At 51.7% G+C, this 23,273-nt stretch carries 27 protein-coding genes; 17 read left to right on the plus strand and 10 right to left on the minus strand.

What is annotated here, in order from left to right:
• Positions 1–3: 3 nt before the first annotated feature.
• From NP590_RS05640 to NP590_RS05655, 4 genes are all read right to left on the minus strand, one after another.
• Positions 4–372 (minus strand): hypothetical protein, encoded by a 369-nt coding sequence (locus NP590_RS05640; protein ID WP_256601289.1) that lies wholly within the window; start codon positions 370–372, stop codon positions 4–6.
• Positions 373–465: 93 nt separating this feature from the next.
• Positions 466–816: a hypothetical protein gene (locus tag NP590_RS05645; RefSeq protein WP_256601290.1), complete on the minus strand. Its 351-nt coding sequence runs from the start codon at positions 814–816 to the stop codon at positions 466–468.
• A 164-nt stretch (positions 817–980) separates the two neighbouring features.
• Complete coding sequence (locus tag NP590_RS05650) at positions 981–1,253, minus strand: type II toxin-antitoxin system RelE family toxin (protein ID WP_256601291.1); 273 nt, start codon at positions 1,251–1,253, stop codon at positions 981–983.
• Positions 1,237–1,464, minus strand: a complete 228-nt coding sequence (locus NP590_RS05655) for a DUF6290 family protein (protein WP_256601292.1) — start codon at positions 1,462–1,464, stop codon at positions 1,237–1,239. The genes NP590_RS05650 and NP590_RS05655 overlap by 17 nt, the downstream gene beginning before the upstream one ends.
• Before the next feature lie 631 nt (positions 1,465–2,095).
• On the opposite strand from NP590_RS05655, the gene NP590_RS05660 reads away from it, so the two are divergent.
• Positions 2,096–2,266 (plus strand): rubredoxin, encoded by a 171-nt coding sequence (locus NP590_RS05660; RefSeq protein ID WP_013820495.1) that lies wholly within the window; start codon positions 2,096–2,098, stop codon positions 2,264–2,266.
• A 66-nt stretch (positions 2,267–2,332) separates the two neighbouring features.
• Here NP590_RS05660 and NP590_RS05665 read toward each other — a convergent pair whose 3' ends face one another.
• Positions 2,333–4,072 (minus strand): proline--tRNA ligase, encoded by a 1,740-nt coding sequence (locus NP590_RS05665; protein ID WP_256601293.1) that lies wholly within the window; start codon positions 4,070–4,072, stop codon positions 2,333–2,335.
• Positions 4,073–4,244: 172 nt separating this feature from the next.
• On the opposite strand from NP590_RS05665, the gene NP590_RS20570 reads away from it, so the two are divergent.
• Together NP590_RS20570 and NP590_RS20575 are read left to right on the plus strand one after the other, a co-directional pair.
• Positions 4,245–4,598, plus strand: coding sequence for a response regulator (locus NP590_RS20570; RefSeq protein ID WP_371927251.1), 354 nt, complete (start codon positions 4,245–4,247; stop codon positions 4,596–4,598).
• A complete protein-coding gene (locus NP590_RS20575) occupies positions 4,598–4,882 on the plus strand; it encodes a LuxR C-terminal-related transcriptional regulator (protein WP_371927252.1) in 285 nt (94 codons plus the stop codon). Before NP590_RS20570 ends, NP590_RS20575 begins: the two co-directional genes overlap by 1 nt.
• Before the next feature lie 133 nt (positions 4,883–5,015).
• Here the strand turns inward: NP590_RS20575 and NP590_RS05675 are convergent, their stop codons facing one another.
• From NP590_RS05675 to NP590_RS05685, 3 genes are all read right to left on the minus strand, one after another.
• On the minus strand, positions 5,016–5,921 hold the full coding sequence (locus tag NP590_RS05675) for an NAD(P)-dependent methylenetetrahydromethanopterin dehydrogenase (RefSeq protein WP_256601294.1): 906 nt from the start codon (positions 5,919–5,921) through the stop codon (positions 5,016–5,018).
• A gap of 50 nt (positions 5,922–5,971) precedes the next feature.
• Entirely contained in the window at positions 5,972–6,880 is a 909-nt protein-coding gene (locus NP590_RS05680) for an NAD(P)-dependent methylenetetrahydromethanopterin dehydrogenase (protein ID WP_256601295.1), read from the minus strand.
• A 97-nt stretch (positions 6,881–6,977) separates the two neighbouring features.
• On the minus strand, positions 6,978–7,772 hold the full coding sequence (locus NP590_RS05685) for an inositol monophosphatase family protein (RefSeq protein WP_256601296.1): 795 nt from the start codon (positions 7,770–7,772) through the stop codon (positions 6,978–6,980).
• Positions 7,773–7,864: 92 nt separating this feature from the next.
• Here NP590_RS05685 and NP590_RS05690 point away from each other — a divergent pair, with 92 nt between their 5' ends.
• From NP590_RS05690 to NP590_RS05710, 5 genes are all read left to right on the plus strand, one after another.
• Positions 7,865–8,590 carry an RNA methyltransferase gene (locus NP590_RS05690; RefSeq protein WP_256601297.1) on the plus strand — a complete coding sequence of 242 codons (726 nt, stop codon included), beginning with the start codon at positions 7,865–7,867 and terminating at the stop codon, positions 8,588–8,590.
• Positions 8,591–8,595: 5 nt separating this feature from the next.
• Positions 8,596–9,345, plus strand: coding sequence for a serine O-acetyltransferase (gene cysE, locus NP590_RS05695; RefSeq protein WP_256601298.1), 750 nt, complete (start codon positions 8,596–8,598; stop codon positions 9,343–9,345).
• 86 nt (positions 9,346–9,431) lie between these two features.
• On the plus strand, positions 9,432–9,917 hold the full coding sequence (locus tag NP590_RS05700; protein ID WP_256601299.1) for a Fe-S cluster assembly transcription factor: 486 nt from the start codon (positions 9,432–9,434) through the stop codon (positions 9,915–9,917).
• Positions 9,918–11,024 (plus strand): cysteine desulfurase family protein, encoded by a 1,107-nt coding sequence (locus NP590_RS05705; protein ID WP_256601300.1) that lies wholly within the window; start codon positions 9,918–9,920, stop codon positions 11,022–11,024. It begins immediately after the preceding gene.
• Positions 11,025–11,033: 9 nt separating this feature from the next.
• The gene (locus NP590_RS05710) at positions 11,034–11,357 is read left to right on the plus strand and encodes a HesB/IscA family protein (RefSeq protein ID WP_256601301.1); all 324 of its coding nucleotides are present in this window, start codon (positions 11,034–11,036) and stop codon (positions 11,355–11,357) included.
• Between the two features lie 43 nt (positions 11,358–11,400).
• Here the strand turns inward: NP590_RS05710 and NP590_RS05715 are convergent, their stop codons facing one another.
• A complete protein-coding gene (locus tag NP590_RS05715) occupies positions 11,401–11,724 on the minus strand; it encodes a hypothetical protein (RefSeq protein WP_256601302.1) in 324 nt (107 codons plus the stop codon).
• 181 nt (positions 11,725–11,905) lie between these two features.
• Between NP590_RS05715 and def the strand changes: the two genes are divergently transcribed.
• The 8 genes from def to rapA all read left to right on the plus strand — a co-directional run bounded on the left by def (position 11,906) and on the right by rapA (position 21,320).
• Positions 11,906–12,433, plus strand: coding sequence for a peptide deformylase (def, locus tag NP590_RS05720; protein WP_256601303.1), 528 nt, complete (start codon positions 11,906–11,908; stop codon positions 12,431–12,433).
• An 8-nt stretch (positions 12,434–12,441) separates the two neighbouring features.
• Positions 12,442–13,356 (plus strand): quinoprotein relay system zinc metallohydrolase 2, encoded by a 915-nt coding sequence (locus NP590_RS05725; RefSeq protein ID WP_256601304.1) that lies wholly within the window; start codon positions 12,442–12,444, stop codon positions 13,354–13,356.
• Positions 13,357–13,382: 26 nt separating this feature from the next.
• A complete protein-coding gene (locus tag NP590_RS05730; protein WP_256601305.1) occupies positions 13,383–14,210 on the plus strand; it encodes a quinoprotein dehydrogenase-associated SoxYZ-like carrier in 828 nt (275 codons plus the stop codon).
• A 10-nt stretch (positions 14,211–14,220) separates the two neighbouring features.
• Entirely contained in the window at positions 14,221–14,544 is a 324-nt protein-coding gene (locus NP590_RS05735; protein ID WP_256601306.1) for a DUF2845 domain-containing protein, read from the plus strand.
• Between the two features lie 43 nt (positions 14,545–14,587).
• A complete protein-coding gene (cysC, locus tag NP590_RS05740; RefSeq protein WP_256601307.1) occupies positions 14,588–15,217 on the plus strand; it encodes an adenylyl-sulfate kinase in 630 nt (209 codons plus the stop codon).
• Positions 15,214–16,170: a DHH family phosphoesterase gene (locus NP590_RS05745; RefSeq protein ID WP_256601308.1), complete on the plus strand. Its 957-nt coding sequence runs from the start codon at positions 15,214–15,216 to the stop codon at positions 16,168–16,170. Before cysC ends, NP590_RS05745 begins: the two co-directional genes overlap by 4 nt.
• Positions 16,171–16,199: 29 nt before the next feature.
• Positions 16,200–18,467, plus strand: a complete 2,268-nt coding sequence (locus NP590_RS05750; protein ID WP_256601309.1) for a hypothetical protein — start codon at positions 16,200–16,202, stop codon at positions 18,465–18,467.
• An 84-nt stretch (positions 18,468–18,551) separates the two neighbouring features.
• The gene (gene rapA / locus NP590_RS05755) at positions 18,552–21,320 is read left to right on the plus strand and encodes an RNA polymerase-associated protein RapA (RefSeq protein WP_256601310.1); all 2,769 of its coding nucleotides are present in this window, start codon (positions 18,552–18,554) and stop codon (positions 21,318–21,320) included.
• A gap of 32 nt (positions 21,321–21,352) precedes the next feature.
• On the opposite strand, the gene NP590_RS05760 is transcribed toward rapA, so the two are convergent.
• Complete coding sequence (locus NP590_RS05760) at positions 21,353–21,712, minus strand: PilZ domain-containing protein (protein WP_256601311.1); 360 nt, start codon at positions 21,710–21,712, stop codon at positions 21,353–21,355.
• A gap of 145 nt (positions 21,713–21,857) precedes the next feature.
• Between NP590_RS05760 and NP590_RS05765 the strand changes: the two genes are divergently transcribed.
• A complete protein-coding gene (locus tag NP590_RS05765) occupies positions 21,858–23,138 on the plus strand; it encodes a DEAD/DEAH box helicase (RefSeq protein WP_256601312.1) in 1,281 nt (426 codons plus the stop codon).
• Positions 23,139–23,273: the final 135 nt, after the last annotated feature.

The raw sequence follows: 23,273 nt of genomic DNA on the forward strand, positions 1-23,273 counted from the left end.
TATTCAATTTGCGTCTCGAGAAAAATCGTTGCTTGACCAAATGCTGTCGAATTGCCCTAAAATCTGATCGTATAACAACCCGCCTTTTTTAACGATGAACATAGGTGTATCTCTGCTGAGCTTATTTACAAAGTAGGGCCCCCATAATATTTCATCATCTATTCTGAAAATAGTGATGCTTGGGATGCATTTAAAATATTTTATTGAAAATGATCCTCTGCGCCCTTTACCTACAATGTCTTTCGTGCGACTAATAAATGTGTTTACTTCTCCTGCTAAAGTACCTTGTGCTTTTCCTTCCTCAATATCTCTTTGGGATGATATTGATACGGCATTAGACGGAAAATCCGGATCTATAAGAAGGATTCTCACATCGCACTTGTCTTTCCAGGTTTCAAAGTCATTGAAATGCTCTTCTAAAAATGTTTTTAAACCATAACCCAGAACGTCAATGTTTTTGCTTGCTTATTGTAGTCGTGTTTTGTATTCGTTGTCGTTTTTTAACCCTCTCACGTTAAAGGCTTGATGCAATCCCAGAGTTACAAGCATTTGTACGTGGATTCTTAAATCATCGGCATACTTTATATAGGAATAAATAATCAAACCGGCAATTGAGGCGGCTACTAAAGATGTGCCTACTGAATCAAATATTGCATTATATTCTCCATCTATTTGGATTAATACGACTCCAATTATGAAGACAAGTCCGTGAGCTAGATAATATATTATATTAGTTGGGTTATTTAGTTTTTCCCGAGGCATATGGTGTTTTTTTAATTTGAGGTTTTGAGATGGATATTTCGATTTCAGCATCATTGAACGCCACTGGTTTCTGGATGCTCCAGTCGGTTGCGCCGCTGATTGATTCGGAAGGTAGGTAATCGAAAGTCATGCCGAAATTCTAACAAGAGAGCTGCGTAAACTGAACATAATTGGAATGGATCGAAGTAAGGTGGTGGGGTAGGTTAGATTCTTAGCAATTAATTCTTGTCCCGATAAATGTCTTTTCGATGGCCCAATTCGATGACCAAAACGATTAATACCTCGTCTTGAATCTGGCAAATCAAGCGGTAGTCGCCGACCCGATAGCGCCAGTATGCCGACAATTTGCCTTGCAAGGCTTTGCCGGTAATGCGCGGGTTGTCTTGCTCGGCTAACTGAGTGAGAAAGGTTTTGATTCTGTCGCGGACGGGTTTGTCCAGTTTGTTGATGGCTTTGGCGGCGCCCGTCTTAAGCTTAACGCTCCAAGGCATTGAGTTGTTGCTCCCATTCCGCCAAGCTGATCGTATCGTCCTTACCGTTCATCAATTCTGCTAATGCGGCATCGCCTGCTGCGGCGTCTGCCAAGTCTTCGAGATAATCACTGAGTAAATGTTTGATCAGTTGCGCGGGGCTGATGTGTTCTTGCTCGGATAATTGGCGGAGCAGGCTCGCGGTGTCGTCGTCGATATTTAATGTCATCATGCTGCTGCCTCTATTGTGAATTTAGACGCTTGGTTTCGATGTATAGCGCCGATTGGGCTAAACGACCGTGCATTGAAATGTCTAGGTCTGAATGGCGCAAAACACAGCCGCGGGTTTATGGAAAATCCCTCTCGCCCTTCGAGGAGCTCAGGAGTTACCGGATATTTGATGGTCCAGTTGCTCATTTCAGGTTCGCAACGATTCTAGCATGGGTTCCGGTTTTTAATGACCGCTAGGCAGTTGGTGGCGGGCAGAAAAACTCCGCTTCGGCCTGTATCTCACGCCCGCGTAGTCTGAATATTGCTTGGCAACACACCGGCAAGTCTTGCAATCGAGTATTGAGGATTAAGCTGACTGGAGTCAAATGAATAAACGTCTGTCAATGCCTGGTAAGGAATGGGCTGATTTTGGCGGACAAAGAGTCTCGATAACTCAAGCGACTTCACCGGTTTGGTTTAACCCGGAGTCGTGCGGATTGCCGACCCTCGAATGCCAATAACCGTGGTTTTGGGCAAAATTCCGGGCATGTATCGATGACGTGATTGGGGGTAATGCCAAAAAATTCGTGGTTTTTTTTTGAGCATCTGTTGGCTACAATCTCGAGCGTTCACAAATAATCCAGGAGAAAAACGTGGCTGAGTTCAGAAAATACAAATGCAAAACCTGCGGTCATATTTATGACGAGCAATTGGGTGATCCACGTAACGGCGTTGCGCCCGGAACGCGTTGGGAAGACGTGCCGGAAGATTGGGGTTGTCCGAAATGCGGCGCGGTTAAAGCGATGTTTACCTTAATGCGCTAAGCGGAAAAATTTGATTTCTTGGCAAGGAAAAGGGCGCCCAGGCGCCCTTTTTTGTGGCTGAAGGGATTATGCCAGTTTGCTTTTCAGGAAGCCGACGATGTCCGCAAACGGAATTTCCCGGCTTTCGTGCTCGGTGCGTCCTTGATATTCCACCGTGCCGTTGTCCAGTCCGCGGTCGCCGATCACGATTCGATGCGGGATGCCTATCAGTTCCATGTCCGAGAACATGAAGCCGGCCCGGACCTTGCGGTCGTCCAACAACACTTCTATGCCGGCGTCCAAAAGCTCGCGATAAATTTTCTCGACGGTGTCGATCAGGCGGTCGGATTTGTGCATGTTCATTGGGCAAATGGCAACCTGGAAGGGGGCTAGTTCGTTGGGCCATATGATGCCGCGTTCGTCATGCCCTTGCTCGATGGCGGCCGCCACTACACGGGAGATACCGATGCCGTAGCAACCCATCAGCATGATCTGGTTTTTACCGGCTTCATTGATGATGGCCGCATTCATGGCCGCGCTGTATTTGTCGCCCAGTTGGAAAATATGGCCAACTTCGATGCCCCTGGCAATGGTGATTTGACCTTGGCCGTCCGGGCTGGGGTCGCCGTTGACGATTTGGCGGATGTCGTGCAGCCATTCATCCATTAGGTTCCAGTCGCGACCCCAATTGACGCCGGTGTAATGAAATCCGGCTTGATTGGCGCCGCAGACGAAGTCGCTGAGGTTTTCTACTGAATAGTCGGCGATGATGCGGCCGGGAAACGCTTCGGCGGTGATGGGGCCGATATAACCGGGCCGGCAATGCATAAGGTCTTCGATTTCCTCTTCCTTGGCGAAATCGAAATCGCCGATGATTTTTTGAAGTTTGATCTCGTTCAACTCGTGATCGCCGCGCAGCAACAGCATGCAATAGCTGTTTCTGGATTCACCGGTACCGGCATCGATAAATCGGCTGACGACGATCAAGGTCTTGAGGATTTTGTCCGGACTTACGCCCAAAAACTCGCCGACCTCGGCGATGGTTTTCTTGCCCGGTGTTTCCGTCAGTACTTTTTCTTGGGTATATGTGGCTCTATTCAATGGCGTGCGATGCAATTCGGCCTTTTCGACATTGGCGGCATAGCCGCTGGTATCGGAAAAGGCAATGGCATCTTCGCCGGAATCAGCCAGTACGTGGAATTCGTGCGATACCGCGCCGCCAATGGCGCCGGAGTCCGCGATGACCGCGCGGAACTTCAAGCCGAAACGGTTGAAAATATTGGTGTAGGCTTGGTACATGACGGCATAGGTTTGCTGCAACGAGTCTTGATCGAGATGAAAGGAATAGGCATCCTTCATTACAAACTCGCGCGAACGCATCACGCCGAAACGGGGGCGGATTTCATCGCGAAACTTGGTTTGGATTTGATAATACGTGATGGGCAGCTGTTTGTAGCTTTTGAGTTCGTTGCGGGCCAAATCGGTGATGATTTCCTCGTGTGTCGGTCCCAGGCAGAATTCGCGGGCATGGCGGTCTTGCATGCGCGCCAGTTCCGGGCCATATTTTTCCCAGCGTCCGGTTTCGCGCCAAAGTTCGGCGGGTTGCAGCGCCGGCATCAGGACTTCCAGCGCGCCGGCTTTGTTCATTTCCTCGCGGGTAATCTGTTCCACTTTGCGTAATACGCGCAAGCCCAGGGGTAGCCAGGTATAGACGCCGGCCGCGATTTTGCGGATCAGGCCGGCGCGTATCATGAGTTTGTGGCTGGCGATTTCGGCGTCGGCGGGTGTTTCTTTTACGGTACTGAGTGGGAATTGAGATGTGCGCATGTTGGTGAGGTTTAATTAAGACGATAAGCGGTTATTTTACCGATCAAGCGGTAGACGGATAATTTCAGGCGGGGTTAATTTTACGGCAAAAATGTCCTATCATGAGTGAGTTTGTTTTATCCGACTATATTTGTAGGGTGCGCATCGATGACAGTGTAAGGTACTGGAGAATATGATTAGGGTTTTGCTGGTTGACGATCACGAATTGATTAGAAGCGGGGTTGAAGCATTGTTGAATGCTTTTCAAGATATTACCGTGGTTGCCGTCTGCGACTGTGGCGAAAAGGCCTTGCAAATCATTGAGACCGAACTGCCCGATGTGGTGTTGATGGATGTGAACATGCCCGGCATGGGCGGCTTCGAGGCCTGCAGGAGAATTTTGCAGAATTTTCCCAAGGTCAAAATCGTGGCGCTGTCCGTGCACAATGGTGGCGCGATTCCGCAGCAATTGTTGAAACTGGGGGTTGAGGGCTTCGTGTCCAAAGCGTCGCCGGTCAGTGAATGGTGGGTGCCATCAGGGCCGTGATGTCCGGGAAACGTTATTTATGTCAGGATGTGGCCAGCAATCTGGTGTTTGAGTCCATCGAGGGCGGCGAAGCTTCGCCGTTCACGCAATTGTCGCAGCGCGAAGCGGAAGTGGCGCAGATGATATTGAAAGGCAGGGGCATACAGGAAATCGCCGACACCTTGAAATTGAGCGACAAAACCGTCAATACCTACCGTTATCGCTTATACGCCAAACTGAAGATCAAAAACGATGTCGAGCTGACGCGGTTGGCGGTCAAATACCATTATTCCGAACCGATGTGAATCGGTCGGCGTGCCCATCCCGTCGCTAAGGATTCCGTCCTATATCCCTCTCCCTAGCCCTCCCAGAGGGAGAGGGGACAGAATGCGGAAGTTATTTTGGGAGGAATCCTAGGAATGGGCAAACCAGTCAGGCTCAAACCAATTCGCGGGCTTTGCTGAAAGCTTCTCTAAAGTCGATGACCACCGGCTTGTCGCTTTTCAGCATGGACTTCAACAATTCATGCTGCAACTGATATTTGACATTGCCGACCGCCAAGGCGCCTACACCGACTGAATTCGGCGATTGGCCGGCATGCAACAGGGGAGCGGCCATGTCGTTGGACTCAATTCCTTCTATCCCGGCGGGCGGCACTGCATTGACATCGCCCGCCACTTTCAATTGCCGGGATTGCGCCAATACTGCCGCGCTCAATACCCGAATACCGGCCTTGGCGGTGCAGAAGACGATGTCGGCATCCGCCAGCAAGGCGATTTTGTCGGCATCGGTTCTGGCGACGGCGCCGCTCATGTTGGCGCTGAAGCGACGGTTATATTGCTTGGCGGCATCATTGGCGGTATCCACCGACAAATGGTCTACCAAAACGGTATCGGCGCCTTGCAGGGAAGCGATAATGCCGGTGGCGATACCGACCGGGCCGGTGCCGCCGAATACCAGGGCCTTGCAGTCTTTTAACTTCTTGCCGTGAACTTCCTTGAGGGCCTTTTCCACGCAGGCCACCAAGGCGGCGGCGGTGGTGTACGCGCCGCTGGGGTCGGCAAACACGGAAACCTCGAACGGCGGCACCATGGCCGGCTGGGTGGCTTGCAGCATGTCGATGGCCAAGCCGATATCCCGTCCGCCGATGAAAATACCGGTTTTTTTGATGCCGGAAGGGCTGCGCGAAAAAATGGCATCCTGGGTCAGGTTCTGGATGTTTTCCAGTTTGACGTTGGCATATGGCATCAGCACGTCAAAACCGGCATCGAGCGCCATGTTGATGTCAAACGGGCTGTTGTTTGGCATCGGGTCGAACATATGAAGTATGCTGCGTTTTGACATTTTTGATCTTAACCTCGGTAATGGACGGATGCTAACGTTGGCAAAATGCGTTAATTGGTCGACTTGATAAATTCGCGCGCCACTTCGAAAGCGTGTTCAAAGTGCAGGAATAAGGGCTTGTCGCATTCCAGCATGCGTTTCAACAAACGGCTTTGGGCCTGGTACTTGATATTGCCGATTGCCAGCGCGCCGATTGCCACGGCACCGCTGTTGGAGCCGGCAAGCGGTTTGCCGTTGTCGAATGCATCCACGCCAGCCACGCCGGCGGGCGGCACGGCGTTAACGTCCGCCACCACTTTCAATTGTGGGGCGGCGGCGATCAGTTCGGCGCTCAGCAGTTCTATGCCGGCGGCACCGGTGGCGAATACGATATCGGCGGTTTGCATGTACTCCGCTTTGTCGGCATCGGCGCCGGCGCTAATGGCGATTTTGCCGTCGCCGAATTCTTCGCTGCATAACTCCGCCGTGCGTTGGGCTTTATCCAGCTGTCTGCCTATGATTCTGACATGGGCGCCGGCCTGGGCGGCAATGACCGCGGCGGCTTGGCCGACAGGGCCGGTACCGCCCAGGGCCAAAATGTTTTTGCCTTCCAGCGTGCTACCGAACTTGCCGGTCAGCTCGTTTTCAACGGCCGCTACCATGCCGGCCGCGGTGGTGAATGCGCCGCTGGGGTCGGCAAACACGGATACTTCGAAGGGATGAAACATGGAGTTTTTTGCCAGTTTCAACATGTCCATGGCTTGTTTGGTTTCGCGGCCGCCGATGAAAATGGCGGTGCGCTTCAAACCTTTTGGACTGCGGGAGAAAATCGCATCTTGTACCAAACCGCGTACTTCGCTGGGTTCCACGTTGATATAGGGAACGGCTTGAATCCAGCCGGCATCCATCGCCATGTTGACGTCGAAAGGGCTCAGGTTTTTTGCTGTGGTCAGCATGTGTAGGATGAACGGTTTTTCCATGATTTCCTCTTAAGATTTTGATTAGCCTTCAAGTATAAAAGAAAAGGCAGGCCGATAACAATTTTAGGGCTGGCGGCGAATAATGCCAGTCGATTGTTTATTTAAGCTTGTCGGTGACATGCGGAGCGATGGCGTGATACATCAATTGGTGCATGCGCGGATTGCCGACGATGATGTTGCCGGATTGCAAGTATTTGTCGTTAAAGGAAAAATCGGTGGCGACGCCGCCAGCCTCCTGTATCAACAATACCCCGGCGGCGATATCCCATTCCTTGACGCCGATTTCCCAGTAAGCGTCCAGGCGGCCGCAGGCTACATAGGCCATATCCAGCGCGGCGGCGCCGGCCCGGCGAATGCCGGCGGTATCGGCGGCGATGGCTTTGAACATGCCCAGATAGGGTTCGATATGCTCCATGGTTTTGAACGGGAAGCCGGTGCCGATTAGGGCGCCGCGCATGCTGGCCTGTTTGGTTACGCGGATTTTGCGATTGTTCAGCATGGCGCCGCCGCCGCGTTCGGCGGTGAATAGTTCATCGCGCTGGGGGTCGTATATGACGCCGATTTCCAGTTTATTTTTCAGTTTTAGCGCAATCGATACCGCATATTGCGGAAAACCGTGTAAAAAGTTGGTGGTACCGTCCAGCGGATCTATGATCCATACGTAATCGTTGCCTTGGTGTTCGCCGCTCTCTTCGGCCAAAATCGCGTGCTCGGGAAAAGCGGCGCGGATGACCTTGATGATTTCCTGCTCGGCCATGCGGTCCACTTCCGACGCGTAGTCGTTTCGACTTTTTTGATCGATGGTCAGTTTCCCGATATTGTTCGAGGAGCGTTGAATCAGGTCGCCGGCGTTGCGTGCCGCCCGCACGGCTATATTGAGCATGGGATGCATAGATCGAATTGGTAATGAGCAGTTGGAAAACCGCGATAGCATAGCAAATCTTTTGTTAAAATCGCCGGTTTTTTAGTGGCTGGGAACTGTCTTTGCTTGCCAATTTTAAAGTCGTTTTGGTGGAAACATCGCACCCGGGTAATATCGGCGCCGTGGCCCGGGCCATGAAAAACATGGGCATGAATCAGTTGCGGCTGGTGTCTCCCAAGGTATTTCCGCATGCCGATGCCACGGCGCGGGCTTCCGGGGCGGACGATGTATTGCGGGCGGCCACGGTTTATTCTTCCTTGCCGGAAGCCATAGCGGATTGCAGGATTGTTTTGGGTTCCAGCGCGCGCGACAGGACCATCAGTTGGCCGTCGGTAACCGCGCGCGAAGCGGCCCAACGATGGGCTTGCCAAGGCGGCGAGGACAATATCGCCCTGATATTCGGCCGGGAAAACTCCGGTTTGAAAAACCATGAGTTGGACCTTTGTCATTATTTGTTACGCATTCCCTGCAATCCTGAATATAGCTCTTTGAATCTGGCTGCCGCCGTCCAAGTGGTCTGTTACGAACTGTTTGTTGCGACGGGCGTGCAGTTTTCGAGCAATATCGGCGATAGGGGCGAAGAGCCGTTGGCAACGGCGGAACAGATGGAAGGCTTTTATCGGCATTTGCTGCAGACCATGGCCGATATCGGTTTTTTGCACCCCGAGCGCTCCAAGTCCATCATGCGCCGTTTGCGGCGGTTGTTCAATCGCGCCCAGTTGGATACCAAGGAGTTGGATATATTGCGTGGCATCTTGCGCTTTTCCCAAAATCACAACTTGAAATAAACCTTATGTTCAGCCGAATCAAAGAAGATATTCAATGCGTATTTGCGCGCGATCCGGCGGCACGCTCGGTGTTTGAAGTGATAACCACTTATCCCGGTTTTCACGCGGTCCTGATCCATCGCCTGAGTCACTGGTTATGGGCGCGCGGTTTCAATTGGCCGGCCCGCTATGTATCGTTTTTGGGGCGCTGGTTGACGGGTATCGAAATTCATCCGGGCGCGCGGATAGGCCGGCGGTTTTTTATCGATCACGGCATGGGGGTGGTGATAGGTCAAACCGCCGTGATCGGCGACGATTGCACGCTGTATCATGGCGTGACCTTGGGAGGCACCAGTTGGAACAAGGGCAAGCGGCATCCAACCTTGAAAAACGGGGTGGTGATCGGTGCCGGCGCCAAGGTGCTGGGGCCGATTGAAATCGGCGAGGGTGCCAGGGTCGGTTCCAATTCGGTGGTGGTCAAGCCGGTACCCGACGGCGTAACCGTGGTGGGGATACCCGCCCATATTATTGATGCCAAGGCCAAGCGGGAACAGGCCCTGCGCGATGCCACCGCGCAAAAAATCGGTTTCGACGCCTACGGGGCTACCGATATGCCCGACCCTATCGCCAATGCTATTAATCTGATGCTGGATCATATTCACCAAATGGACAGACAGATTGAGATCATGTGCCAAAAGCTCAATGATGCCGGCATTCAATGCGGTGAAAAAAACATTGCTCAGTTGGATGATTGCCAGATCAAGGATAAAAGCTGAAGGTGGTTGCCGTTCAATACTTGACTAAAATACTGGGTTTATTTATAGTCGCCCTACTTTAACTAGGTTTAATTGGAGGAGGCTTTATGCGACTCACCACCAAAGGGCGCTACGCGGTTACGGCCATGCTGGATTTGGCCTATCACAGTCAAAAGCATCCGGTCACTTTAACCGATATCGCTACCCGGCAGACCATATCGTTGTCGTATCTGGAGCAATTGTTTGCGCGGCTGCGTAAGGCGGGCATGGTCAAGGGCGTCAGGGGGCCGGGCGGCGGTTATACCTTGAGCCGCGGTGCGCGCGAAATCAACGTCGCCGACATTATCGAGGCTGTCGACGAGCCGGTAGACTCCACCAAATGCGGCGGAAAATCCAACTGTCACAACGATCAACCCTGCATCACGCATGATTTGTGGATGGGTTTGAGCGAGCAGATTCGGGCCTATCTGAAACAAATTACCCTGGGGCAGTTGTTGGAACGGGAGTTGGTCAGCGAAGTTGCCAAGAGACAGGCCAAACTTTCCGAGCAAGTGATTGATATTCAAACGTTGCAGGAACGCAAAACGGCCTAAATGATCTATTTGGATCACAATGCCACCACGCCGCCAGACGAACGGGTGGTGGAGGCCATGTTGCCGTATTTGCGGCAACTTTACGGCAACCCTTCCAGTTTATATCGATTGGGCCGCATTGCCCGTAGCGCCGTTGATACGGCCCGGGAACAAGTGGCGGCGTTGATTGATGCGCCAGCCGCGCAAATCGTGTTCACCAACGGCGGTACCGAAGCCAATGCGCTGGCTCTGTCCAGTGCGCGGAACCGACGGTTATGGATTTCCGCCATCGAACATCCGGCGGTGACCGAGAATGCCGTTCGGCAATCCGAGCGGTACACAGCCATAAATACCCTGCCGGCGGATACTTACGGCTTGGTTTTGCCGGGTATGCTAGCGGAACAAAGCCCGCAAGCAGGTGATTTCGTATCGTTGATGCTGGCCAACAACGAAACCGGAGCCGTGCAACCGGTAGCCGAATGGGCTGCCGCCACGCGGGCGGTCGGCGGATTGCTGCATACCGATGCGGTGCAGGCGGCGGGTAAAATTCCGGTCAGCTTTAAACAGCTCGGCGCGGATTTAATGAGCCTGTCCAGTCATAAAATATACGGCCCGAAAGGCTGTGGTGCCTTGGTCTGGCGAGCCGATGTCGATGTCCGGCCATTGATTTACGGTGGCGATCAGGAGCGCGGCTTGCGCGCCGGAACAGAAAATGTGGCGGCGATTGTGGGTTTCGGTAAAGCCGCGGAACTGGCGCGGTTGGAGCTTGACGATAGGTTGGCTCGCATGCAATCCCTTCGGGCCGGCTTGGAACAGCAATTAAAGACTATTCCGGGATTGGTGATTTTTGCCGAACGGGTGCCCCGATTGCCTAATACCGTGCAATTTGGTATTCCTGGCGTCAATGGTGAAATGCTGCTGATGCAGTTGGATCAAAAGAACATTGCGGTTTCCAGCGGTTCGGCCTGCGCCGCCGGCTCCGGACAAATCAGCCCGGTTTTGGCGGCGATGGGTGTGGCCGATTCATTGGCTAAATCCGCCATTCGGGTCAGTTTGGGTAAAGACAATACCGCGCGGGAAATCGACGAATTTGTCAGTGTTTTAAAGGCATTGCTTGCAAGAGTTTAGGAGAAGTCAATGAGTATTACGGTCACAGAGCGCGCGGCAAAACAGATTCGGAAACAGTTGCATCTGCGCGGATCGGGATTGGGCTTGCGGTTGGGCGTAAAGCCGGCGGGATGTTCGGGCTATGCCTATGTGCTGGATTATGCCGATCAACAGGCCGAAGATGAAATCGTGTTCGATCAGTTCGATGTTAAAGTGCTGGTTAAGCAGACGGATCTGGATAAATTGAACGGTATTGAACTGGATTATGCCAGGGAGGGTTTCAACGAAGCCTTTAAATTCAACAACCCCAACGTCAAGGGTATCTGCGGTTGCGGGGAAAGCTTTACGGTGTGATTTTTAAGTCGACACCGGTGCTGAACCGGTGTCGGATGGCATTTTATTTGGCCGGTTCGGATTTATTGCTATCGTCTGCTTTGTCGCCGGCGGGCGCCGGGGCGGTTTTTTTACCGGCGCAAACCGCTTCGATAGCTTTCTTGTCGCTGGCCTTGTCCATCATTTGGCCGCCGCATTTCCCTTCTCCACAAGCGCCGTCTTTCATTTTCGACGCGCCGTCTTTTTCGGCTTCCGCGGTTTGCATATAGCCCGAACTCAAGTCCTGCATGGCGAACGGATTGCTATCGCTTTGCACGGCATTGGCGGCGAAAGGTAGCAAGGAAGCGCTCATGGCCAGTGCGAATGGGGTTTTATGAGTTTTTTTCATGTTGTCTCCTGATCGATGGGTTGAAGTGTTCCGGCACTTGAGTGCGAGATTTTTATGGCTTTAATTCGGGTTACTATCACAAAAAAGCCGCTTAAAGTAAAGGTGAGTAAATTCTAATAAACACCAGTATACTGCCGCCTAATAACATGCTTGAGCCGAATGACTCGCCCCGGAATTTATGATGACCGAAAAACCCGAAATTGTGCAATTGGGCGCTGACGTCTTGCGCCGAACAGCACGTCCCGTAGATGATTTTAGCGATGCCAAGTTCCCGCAATTACTGGCTGTGTTGCGCGACGCGATGCTGGAAAGCAACGGTGTCGGCATTGCCGCCCCGCAATTGGGTGCATCCTGGCGGATTATCATCGTTGCATCGCGGCCCACCGTTCGCTACCCAAACGCACCGGAAATGCCGCCTATCGTGATGGTCAATCCGTCATTTCAGATAGTGGATGACAGCTTACACAAGGATTGGGAGGGTTGTTTGAGCGTGCCGGGCATTCGGGCCTTGGTGCCGCGCTTCCGGGCCATACAGGTAAATTATCGGGACGAGAAGGGGCGGGAACAGGATTTGGTGCTGGAGGATTTTCCGGCCAGGGTATTTCAGCACGAATACGATCATCTGGAAGGCTTGGTTTATCTGGATAGGCTTGAGTCCAATCGAGACATCATTTCGGAACTGGAATTTTTTAAACGAATAGCGGCTTAAGGTGGCGTATGCGCTTACTGTTGGTGTGGTTGGGGTTTTGCTTAAGTCCAGTGAGTTGGGCCTTGCCGGTTTTGCAAGTAGCGGAAGTCGCGCCGGGGGTGTTTGTGCACATATCGGCGCATCACTGGCCGGATAGGGAAAATCATGGCGAAATCGCCAATATCGGCTTTATCGTCGGCGACAGCTGCGTGGCGGTTATCGATAGCGGCGGCAGTCCGCAACAAGGCATGGCGCTGCGGCGGGCAGTCAAGAAAGTCACTGCCAAGCCGGTCTGTTATGTGATCAACACCCACGTACATCCTGATCATATCTACGGCAACAGCGCCTTTAAAGCGCCGGGCGTGCGTTTTGTCGGCCATCATAAACTGGCCCGCGCCATGGCTACCCGCGGGCCCCACTATTTAAGCAAGGCCGATGAGTTGCTGGATATCCGGGTCGGCCCGGATAACATCATTCCGCCCGACTTACAGGTCAAGGAGAGCATGACCCTGAATTTGGGCAACCGGGAACTCCAGCTAACGGCGCATCCGTCCGCCCATACCGACAACGATTTGAGTGTTTACGATAAAAATACCGACACGCTTTGGTTGGCGGATTTGCTGTTTCTGGAGCATATTCCGGTGATCGACGGCAGCATCAGAGGCTGGCTGAAGGAATTGGAACGCCTGGAGAAAAATCAGTATAAATTGGTCATACCCGGGCATGGTCGATTGGTCAGGGATTGGCCGGCCGGATTACAAGCGCATAAGGCCTATTTGGAGCAATTGGCCGCCGAAATCCGCATCATGCTCAAACAAGGAAAAACCCTGGAATACGCCGTGGACCACGTGGGCTTGTCGGCAAGGCAGCTCTGGCGCTTGTTTGAAGAGTTTCACCGGAAAAACGTCACCATAGCCTTTGCTGAACTTGAGTGGGAAGACTGAATATCATTAACGCCTGAGAGAGATTGATGAAAATGCTACGCAAATTTGCCTTTTTAATCGCGCTGTTACCACTTGCTGCGTTGGCCGAGGATGACGACAGCACCTGGAACAATGTCCTGAAAAGCCAGTTTTTCGCCGGCAAAACCATTGCCGAATCGAATGAGGTCATTGAGCTGGATGCGCCGTATCGGGCGGAAGACCCCGCTATCGTCCCGGTCAAGGTCATCAGTAAAATTCCGCAAGGCAAAGACAAATACATCAAAAAAATCTGGGTGCTGGTGGATAAAAATCCGTTTCCGTTTGTCGGCGAATTCGAATTTTTTCCGGAAAGCGGCAAGGCGGATCTGGCCATGCGGGTGAGGGTGAATACCTACAGTAACATCCGGGCGATTGCCGAAACCAACGACGGCCAGCTGACCATGAGCAAAAAATTCGTCAAGGCCAGCGGCGGTTGCTCCGCGCCGGTGGGAGCCGATCTGGACGAGGCCATGAAACGCTTGGGGAAAGTGAAGTTCCGCTTGGATGAAGGTCTGAAGTCAGGCCAGCCGACTGAAGCGCAGCTGATGATCAGCCACCCGAATTTGACCGGCATGCAGATGGATCAGATGACGAGATATGTTAGAAAGTCGCATTTTATCGATCAATTGAAAGTGAGCTTTAACAATAAACCGGTTTTAAAGGCCAAAATCGATATTGCCATTAGCGCCGATCCCAATTTCCGTTTTTATTTCGTTCCGGACCAGCCGGGCGAATTGAAGGCGGAATTCAGCGATATTTCCTGCGAGTCGCCGACCAGCAGGAAGGTGTGCGACAAGGGCGCCAGCTATAGCCAGCAATACGCTGTATCGCCCTAAAAGGTCGTCAGTGAAAACCAGCGTGCTGATGATTTGTCTGATGTTGGCCGCGACGGATGCCTTGGCTTTTCGTTGCGGTCGGGAACTGGTGCAGGTCGGCGATCACAAACTAGATGTCTTGGAAAAGTGCGGGGAGCCGGAATGGACGGAAAGGCGTTACGGCACGCGCGGAAGCCGCTTGCGACACCCTTATGGCGCCTTGGAACTGAACCAATATGAAGAAGTTGTGATAGACGAATGGATTTATAACTTCGGACGCAGAAAATTCAAGCAGTTTTTGCAATTTGAAAATGGCGTGTTAAAAAAAATTGAAAACCTGGATTATGGAAATTGATCCCGCTAGGCCGTGGTTTTGATTAGGGGTTTTTGGCGGTTCCATGGATAATCGCAGCAGCAACACGGTTTGGCACCGCTCGACCGTGACCAGAAATAGACGGGAACGGCAAAACGGGCATAAATCCGTCATTTTGTGGTTTACCGGTTTGTCGGGGGCGGGGAAGTCAACCTTGGCGCATGCGGTTGAAGAGCGTTTGCATCAATTGGGCTATGGGACCTTCGTGCTCGACGGAGATAACGTCAGGCATGGTTTATGCCGGGATCTGGGTTTTACCGATCGGGACAGGCGGGAAAACATTCGCCGGGTCGCCGAATTGGCCAAGCTGATGTTGGAGGCCGGCATCATCACGCTGACGGCATTCATTTCTCCGTTTCGGGCGGAACGGGAACTGGCCAGAAATCTGGTTTTGCCGGGGGATTTTATTGAAATTTACTGTCGCTGCGATTTATCCATCTGTGAAGAGCGCGATGTAAAAGGCCTGTATAAAAAGGCCAGACAAGGGCAAGTCAGTCATTTTACCGGTATTTCCTCTCCCTACGAGGTGCCGGAACAGCCGGAATTGGCTGTAGCTACCGGCACAAAGAGCCTGGAAGAGTGTGTCGACCAAGTCTTGGATTTCCTGCGGAAACGCGGCATCGTCGGCATGGCTAAACCGGACGCCATCCCATGAATTTCGACGTATTCAACGGCGACGCGGATGGCATTTGCGCGTTGTTGCAGTTGCGTCTTGCCGAGCCGGTCGACTCAATACTGGTGACGGGCGTCAAACGAGATATTGGTCTGCTCGAACGCGTCGACGCCAAGCCGGGCGACCGGGTTACCGTGCTGGATATTTCCCTGGCCAAAAATCGCCAGGCTTTGCTGGGGTTACTGGATAGGCAGATCGATGTGTTTTACTTCGATCACCATCAGGCTGGCGATATTCCGGTTCACCCGCAACTTCGCTCCGTAATCGATACCGACGCCGATGTTTGCACCAGTCTACTGGTTGATCGATATTTGCATCATCGTTTTACCGCTTGGGCGGTGACTGCCGCGTTCGGCGATAATTTAATGGAAAGTGCCGCGAGGGCGGCGCAACGCTTGAACTTGTCGGACCGGCAATTGCAACGGTTACGGCAATTGGGGGTATGCATAAACTACAATGCTTACGGCGAGCATGTCGATGACTTACATATTCCGCCTAGCCGGTTGTTTGGCGAGCTGCGCGGATTTCAGACCCCGTTTGAATTCGTCGAAGAAAAATCCGAGATATACAAGGCGCTGTTAACCGGTTATATGGCGGATATGGAACAAGTCTGGCAAGTTTTGCCGGAATACGAAAGCGAAAAAGTCGCCGTTTTTATACTACCCGATGAAAAATGGGCGCGGAGGGTAAGCGGCGTCTGGAGTAACGAATTGGCCAATCGGAATCCGGACAGGGCGCATGCCGTTATGGGCTTGAACCGGCAAGGAGGCTACACCGTCAGCGTAAGAGCGCCGTGCAATAACAAAGCCGGGGCCGATGTGCTTTGCGGTCAATTTCCGGGCGGCGGCGGCAGAAAAGCCGCGGCCGGGATCAATCATTTACCCGGCAATCAAATTGCAGCGTTTATTAACGCTTTTGTTCGCCAATATAACTAATCAACCCGGACATTCAGTTTGTGTGAATCATGAGTAGTCTCGCTGCCAATAGATATTCATTTTTGTCCAAGGGGTTTTCGCTGCTTGCGGTTTTTGCTGCTGGCTATTTGATCAGCATATATCCTGATATTGGGTGGTTTAAGTTTGTTATTTGCGCTATCTATGCGGGATTGTTGCTGTTTGAACCTAAACTGGGTTTTTTCTTTTTGACGGCATTTATTCCGGTCTTGGACTTTGGGGTGTGGACGGGAAATATATTGTTCAGCGAATACGATGTGTTGTTTCTGTTGACGCTGGCTGTTTTATTTTGGAAACAGAATAATATTTTTTCCGTAAAATATAAAGGCGACACCTTGTTTTATGCGTTATTGATCTGGTATGTGCTGTGCGGTTTTATTGGTTTTTTCGACTATTTTTCCGAACACTTTTCCGACGATATTTATCAGAGTCCATTAAATGGCATCAGAGTGGGTAAGGGTTTTATATCGGCTTGGCTGGCTTGGTATGTAACTAGGGCATCATTGTTGGAAAACTACAGGTTGACATTGCTGATGCTGGGTGCCGGCATATTATGCGGTCTTCTGCTGCTTGCATTGGGTGTGTTATGGGAACGTCATGTGTTTTCATCCATACTGCTTTCCGGCAATATTTATGAGTTTTTTGAAACGCTGCTTGATTTTTCCAGCACCTATCGAATAACAGGCTTTTTCAGCGGCATGCATGTTGGTGGTACCGCGCTGGATGGGTATCTGGTTTGCGTTTTGCCTCTGGTATTTTATATTGTTACCCGGCAAAAAAAACAGTCCTATTTTTTGTTGTCGATATTGGTGTTCGCCTTGGGACTTTATAGTCTAATTGTGACTTTTACCAGAATGACCATTGCGGGTTTTGCTATTTCGTTTGTGATATCCGGAATTTTACTCTATAGGGATAATAAAAGGTTGGTAGTCAAATCCGGATTACGGATGTTTGATGTCTATTATGTATTTTTATTTGTTGCCGTTATTTTTATCTTGACGGTGATTAAAAGTCAGGCCGGTTATCAGGCCTTATTATTCGGCATCATGGTTTTTTTCGCGTCGATAGTTGTGATTCATAAAGTTAAACCGGATATCGTGTTTGTTGGCTTTTTATTGATTATGCTTTTTTCTCTTGGAGTATACGGAGTTAATGACTCGATTACGGAAAGTCAATGGCATCAGGATGTTGATTCTTTGAATGCGTTGGTTATCGCCGTGACCAGCGTCGTTGTATTGATGTTTTTAGGTGTTGCCAGCGGCGTCATTTTTAAAATCAAGGGAATAAAATTAAAGGACATCGGAATACCGGCGCTTGTGGGCGGTGGCTTCCTAATAATAATTGTCGGAATGGGCTCCACCCGGATGACGGAAAGAATGCAGGGCGTATCTTCGGATTTGCAAACCCGCTCCAGACACTGGGCCGATGTAATCGATTCGGCATACTCGGATAGTTTCTGGCGGCCATTTTGGGGTTTTGGCATGGGTAGCATGCCAAAACTCTACTATCGTAGTCATTTGGATGACATGCCTCTGCCTAATTACCGCTGGGTGGAAAACGACGGTAAGACTTTGCTTGAAATTGGCAAGGGCGGATATCCTTATTTCCAAAAGATAACGCTTAAGCCTGATACCGTTTACAACTTGCTTGCCGTAGTCAAGTTTGAAGACGAGGGAGGTATTTTGGGTGTCGATATCTGCCACAAACACATTTTATTTAGCGATCAGTGGCAGCCGGATTGTGTAAAAAAGGACTTCCGCTTGAAACTGGGCGGATGGCAAACGCTGCAGTGGTCTTTTAATTCGGGTAATTTGGGCCGCCGGGGATGGTTGGATTGGCCGCCGACCTTACAAATTCACAATTATGGCAGCGGCATAATGTCTGTCGATACGATTGAGATTACCGATTCTTCCGGCGTGCAAATTTTAAAAAACTCCGACTTTGATAATAGATTGAACCATTGGTTTTGGATTAGCGATTTCGAGCATTTACCCTGGCATAGCAAACAATTGTTTCTCCAGGTGTGGCTCGAACAAGGCTGGATTGGCCTGCTGTTATTTATACTGTTGATCGGTTTTGGTTTTCGACATCAATGGAAATTGCTTGATTCAGGAGAGTCGATTCCTATTGCCATCGTGCCGTCCATGATAGCCATGATAGGTTTGGGGTTGACGGACGAATATATCGACGAGCCGCAGACAACCTTGATGACATTTGCCGTTTTTTTTGCGGCTTTACAATGGCCCTTGAATAATGTACGCGAAAAAGCCCTTGCTTAAGTTTCTATAAATTTTTTATATCAAATAATGACGCAGTCTTTGGGCGCGTTTAATTATCTCTTTTAATTGCTTTTTTATATTTCCATGAACGACTTCACCCCCGGCCAACGCTGGATCAGTAATACCGAATCGGAACTCGGTTTGGGCATGATTTTGGAGGCGGAATTTAACCGCGTCACCGTGCTGTTTTTAGCCACCGGCGATAAACGGGTTTACGCGCGGGATAACGCGCCATTGACCCGAGTGCGTTTCGCCGAGGGCGATGTGATCGAGTCCACCGAATATTGCAAAATTACCGTACAACAAGTGCAGCAGCAAAACGGCTTGCTGAGTTATTTCGGTTTGGATGAGGAGGGGCAGTTTCAGCAAATCGATGAAATGGAACTGAATCACCACATTCAATTCAACAAGCCGCAGGATCGCCTGTTTACCGGGCAATTCGATCCCAGTGCCTGGTTCGGTTTGCGTTATGAAACCTGGCGCCGCCAGCAGCGCCATCAACAATCGTCGGTCAAGGGTTTGCAGGGGGCGAGAGCGGCCTTGATTCCGCATCAGTTGTATATCGCCCATCAGGCAGCCAATCGTATCGCGCCCAGGGTTATGCTGGCCGACGAAGTGGGTTTGGGAAAAACCATTGAAGCCGGTTTGATTCTGCAACACCGCTTGATTAACGGCCTGAGTCAACGGGTACTGATATTGGTGCCGGAAGCCCTGATGTATCAATGGCTGGTGGAAATGATCCGCCGCTTCAACTTACGTTTCAGCCTGTTGGATGAAACCCGCTGTTTGGCGAGCATGGAAGAAAATCCGTTTTCGAGCGAACAATTGGTGTTGTGCAGCCAGCAGTTTTTTGCCGATTTTCCGGAGCGGCAAACCCAAGCTCTGGATGCAGGTTGGGATATGGTGGTGGTTGACGAAGCTCACCATCTGGAATGGAGCGAACAGGCGCCCAGTGCGGATTACCTGTTCGTCGAGCAATTGGCCCATAGCGTGGAAGGATTGATTTTGCTGACCGCAACGCCGGAGCAGTTGGGCAAGGAAAGCCACTTTGCCCGTTTGCGTCTGCTCGACCCCGACCGTTTCTACAGTTTTCAACGCTTTATCGAGGAAGAAAGCCGTTTTGCCCCGGTTGCGGAATTGGCTAATCGCTTGATATCCGGGCAAGCTTTGAGCGGCGACGAACTGACCGGACTTAAAAACCTGCTGCAACATGACAATGTCGAGAAACTGTTGCAGCAATTCGGCGAGCGCCCGGCCGATGCCGAAGTGCGGGAGGAATTGACCAAATTGTTGCTGGACCATCACGGCACCGGGCGGATTTTGTTCAGAAACTCCCGGCATACCGTGCAAGGTTTTCCGGATCGACAACGATATGCTTATCCCTTGGAAGGCGAAGCGGGAACCGGTCTGGCCGACAGCCCGTATTTCGTCTGGCTGGTCGACAAGCTGAAAGCCCTGGGCGAGGAAAAGGCCTTGTTGATATGTCGGCGCGCCGAGACGGTGATTCAACTGGAGCAATTGTTGCGTCAGCATCTCGGTCATGTGGCGGCGGTATTTCATGAAGGCATGAGCATAGTCGAGCGGGACCGGGCGGCGGCGTTTTTTGCCGACGACGAAAGCCGGGCGCAGGTGCTGCTGTGTTCTGAAATCGGCAGCGAAGGGCGAAATTTTCAATTTGTGCGGCATTTGATTTTGTTCGATTTGCCGCGCAATCCGGACTTGTTGCAACAACGCATAGGGCGACTGGACCGCATCGGCCAGAAACAGGTCATTCAAATTCATATCCCTTATCTGCTGAATAGTTCGCGGCATTTGTTGTTCCGATGGTATGAAGAAGGCCTGGATGCCTTCCGGCATAATTGTTCGGCGGCCGGTCAGGTCGCCAAGCAATTGGACGGGCAACTGAGCCGCTTGTTGGACAGTGGCGATCAGGCCGAGATCGACGCTTTCATTTTGCTTACTCGCGAACTCACCCAACAAATAGAGGCCGAGTTGCAGAACGGCCGCGACCAGCTGCTGGAGTTGAACTCCTGCCGGCCGGCGGAAGCGGCCGCTTTGATTCAACAGCTGCATGCCATCGAAAACGACGGCAGTTTGTGGCCATACATGGAAGCGCTGTTCGACTGTTATGGCGTGGACGTGGAGTATCATTCCAGGGATTGCCATATTCTTTGGCCCAGCGAGAATTTGCGTATCGCGCATTTTCCGATGTTGCAGGACGATGGCTTGACGGTAACCGTGGACCGCGACATTGCACTGGCGCGCGAAGACATGCAGTTTTTGACTCAGGAACATCCTATGGTGCTGGCGGCCATGGATTTGGTATTGTCTAGCGAGACCGGCAACGCTGCGGTGAGTATCGTCAAACAGCCGCAACTGAAGGCCGGCCAATTCCTGTTGGAGCTGTTGTATATCGTGGAATGCAGCGCTCCGGCGGAGTTGCGGATAGGCCGTTTTTTACCGCCCACGCCGCTAAGGGTATTGATCGATCAAAACAAAAAAGACCTGACCGCCGCGATATCGCATGATTCCATGCTGGATACGCGCGAAAGCGTGGACAGGGAGCAGATTGGCCAGTTTTTAAACAGCCAACGCCCGCATATTCAGGAGATGATCAATGTTGGCGAACAAAAAGCCAAAGCCCTGATGCGGGGGCTGATTACCGAGAGCGGCAATCAGATGATTGCGGCTTTCACCGGCGAAATCAAGCGCATGGTCAGGTTGAAAAAAATCAACCCCGCCATCAAGGATCAGGAAATCCAGCAACTGAAGGAAATGACCATGCTGGCGCACGAAAGCATACAAGATGCCCAATTACGGCTGGACGCGGTGCGCTTTCTGATTAGCGCTTAAAACGGGGCTCTTGGCGGCAGCCGACGGTCGCTTTATGTGGTTTTGATCAATACCGTGGTCTCGTCAAGTTCCACGCACTCGAACATCAAATCGTCGATGGAACCGTGCACATGGTCGACATAATGCAGGCCGCACTCGTCGTTTGCGGGCTGATGTTTTAAAATGCCGTGTACGCAAAACGGCGTGTTAGATTCCGGCAGTATCATGTTGATTCGGATATTGCCTGTCATATCCGAGGCAATGGGCTGTTTTAATTTAACCCGAATGCCGCTATAGCTGATGTCCAAAATATCTGCATCCAAGGCAATTTCCCGTTGTGCCGAGTTAAAGATTAATCCGGCCCGCAGGCCTTTGGGTTTGATGCGGTTGTGACTACGTTTGTCTGGCTTCATTTGGCCTCTCCTTCTAGCGGTTATGCTTGCCTGCCTGGGTCTATTTTTTTATCGCCCTGTTGAATTGTATAGGTTTTTAATAAAAATACCATTCGCAGTAGGATTTTATTTGCCGTTAGACGCGGCGCTAAATTAAGGTTGATACATGTTGTTTTCAGAATTGGCTCTATCGGAGCAGTTACTTCAAGCTGTTGCCGAGCAAGGCTACCATACACCCACGCCGATTCAGGCTCAGGCCATTCCGGTTATTTTGCAAGGTCGCGATGTGTTGGCCGGAGCCCAAACCGGAACCGGAAAAACGGCGGGCTTTACCTTGCCGTTGCTGCAAATCCTGCAGGGGCAGGTGATACCGCAAAAGCCGCGCCCGGTCAGAGTGCTGATTTTGACCCCTACCCGCGAGTTGGCCATGCAGGTGTATGAAAGCGTCAGAACTTACGGCAAGCATTTACCGTTTTTTGCCGAGGCGATTTTCGGCGGCGTCAGTATCAATCCGCAGATACAAAAAATTCAGCGCGGTACCGATATTGTTATCGCCACTCCCGGACGCCTGCTGGATTTGATTCAGCAACAGCATTTGAGCTTGGCCAAAGTCGAACATTTTGTGTTGGACGAGGCTGACCGCATGCTGGATATGGGCTTCATTCGCGACATCCGCAAAATCATTGCCCTGTTGCCCGCCAAACGGCAAAACCTGCTGTTTTCCGCCACCTATGCGCCGGAAATCAGTGCGTTGGCGGAACAGATTTTAAATGACCCGGTGGAAATTGCCGTCGCCAGAAAAAATGCCGCCGCCGATACCGTGTCGCAATTGATTTACCCAATCAAGCGCGAATACAAGCGCGAACTGCTGTCTTTTTTGATAGGTAACGGAAACTGGCAGCAAGTGTTGGTATTCGTGCGTACCAAGCATGGTGCCGACCGCTTGAGCAAGCAATTGATCAAGGACGGCATCCGCTGCGCCGCCTTGCACGGCGATAAAAGTCAGGGCGCGCGGGTACGGGCCCTGGAGGATTTCAAGGCCGGCAAAATCACCGCCTTGATTGCCACCGACATCGCCGCCCGCGGCCTGGACATCGATCAGCTGCCGCACGTGGTCAATTTCGACTTGCCGCAAGTGGCGGAAGATTATGTGCACCGCATAGGTCGTACCGGCCGTGCCGGCGCCGACGGTCAGGCGATATCCCTGGTCGATCCTGAGGAGGCCTGGTTGCTGGCCGCCATTGAAAAACTGCTGAAACGGGAAATTCCGCGCGTGGCCGATACGGGCTATGAAAAGGTCTCGCTGGAAGTGACGAGCAGCAAGCCCAAGGCTAGCCAAAATTCAGCGCAACCCGCCAAGGCTGGTTCGGCGCGGCCGGGGCGTTCCTCGCCAACAGCTAGAGCTACGGCAAAACCGGCCGGCCGGCGGCGCACAGCTAAGCGCTAAAGGCCGGTCCGCGCCGATAGCAACACATATCGAAGTGTCGCGGAAACGCTTGCTATCCGTTGAGTCGAATGTTTGGTTGACCGCGCCACGGTATACGCTCTTGGCGCGCTGTCCGGTCGCTCCGATTTGCCGGTG

The sequence above is a fragment of the Methylomonas subterranea genome (assembly GCF_024505185.1).
GTDB classification, from domain to species: Bacteria; Pseudomonadota; Gammaproteobacteria; order Methylococcales; family Methylomonadaceae; genus Methylomonas; species Methylomonas subterranea.